Origin of the sequence: Flavobacterium sp. LC2016-12 (assembly GCF_015351595.1) — a bacterium.
GTDB lineage: Bacteria > Bacteroidota > Bacteroidia > Flavobacteriales > Flavobacteriaceae > Flavobacterium.
On record NZ_JADKPT010000024.1, the window covers coordinates 1 to 997 of the forward strand.

A 997-nucleotide genomic window follows, 5' to 3' on the forward strand; every position below is an offset into this window, starting at 1 on the left:
GGATCAAGCACAAATCTTGGGGAGGAAATGTGAAAATAAAATAAGAGATTTGCAATCTAAGAATTTGAGATGACCCCTATTGAGCTTTTAAAATTTATGCTACCTGATTTTTTAGTTGACCACTTTGATGTGGTTTCCACTACTAATTCTGAGGAAACCTTACATCTGTATTTTGAGGAGAAAGCTAACGCTCCGGAGGAATTTAACACCCTTGAATTAGTATCAAAGGGTTTTCAGGATGAGATTACTATTCAGGACTTTCCTCTGCGGGGTAAGTATGTGTATCTTCACATTAAAAGACGTCGCTGGACTAATAAAACCACAGGAGAAATTATTAAAAGAGACTGGCAGTTAGTAGCTAAAGGAACCCGTATGACTCAAGAGTTTGCGGCTTTTTTAAAAGAAATTAATAGATAACAGTGCTACAGATTGTCACACTATTGGAGGTTTCTTTGGTGTCAACGGAAAGAAGCTTCAAAGACAATACAAAAAACACCTTAGCTCTTTCATTACTTGGACCCCAAGAGAGCATGCCCATCAGTGGATTATTTATCCCGAGAATATGGGTAGCCATTTATCCATTGATGAAGTAGCTTTGTCTCAAGGCGAACTTTATACTATTGTCACCAACAAGAAGTTTAAAGGCAAGAAAGGTTCCTTAGTAGCTATTATTGCCGGAACAAAAGCGGAACAAGTTATAGAACACATCTCTAAGATTAACTACAAGAAGAGATCTTCTGTAAAAGAAATAACACTGGACATGGCCAATTCGATGAAATTAATCTCCAGGAGATGTTTTCCTAAAGCCATACAGGTTACTGATAGATTTCATGTTCAAAAACTAGCCCTGGAAGCATTACAGGAAATCAGAATCAAACATCGATGGGAAGCCATGGATTTTGAGAATCAATTGATATTGCAGGCAAGGAGGGGAAATAGGGCGTATAGCGCGGAAGTACTTCCAAATGGTGATTCTGTAAAACAGCTTTTAGCCAGA

The 997-nt window shown here is 38.0% G+C and carries 2 protein-coding genes; both read left to right on the forward strand.

Translation table 11 applies throughout. The features are described 5' to 3' along the window. Positions 1–69 precede the first annotated feature (69 nt). Positions 70–417 (forward strand): transposase, encoded by a 348-nt coding sequence (locus IRZ99_RS21090; protein WP_194659345.1) that lies wholly within the window; start codon positions 70–72, stop codon positions 415–417. Between the two features lie 145 nt (positions 418–562). Continuing rightward, a partial coding sequence (locus IRZ99_RS21095) for a transposase (RefSeq protein WP_194659346.1) occupies positions 563–997 on the forward strand: 435 nt, incomplete at its 3' end.

Bases quoted from the DNA above. Each gene is read 5' to 3' on its own strand.
- IRZ99_RS21090 (WP_194659345.1), top strand. From the start codon at position 70: ATGACCCCTATTGAGCTTTTAAAATTTATGCTACCTGATTTTTTAGTT.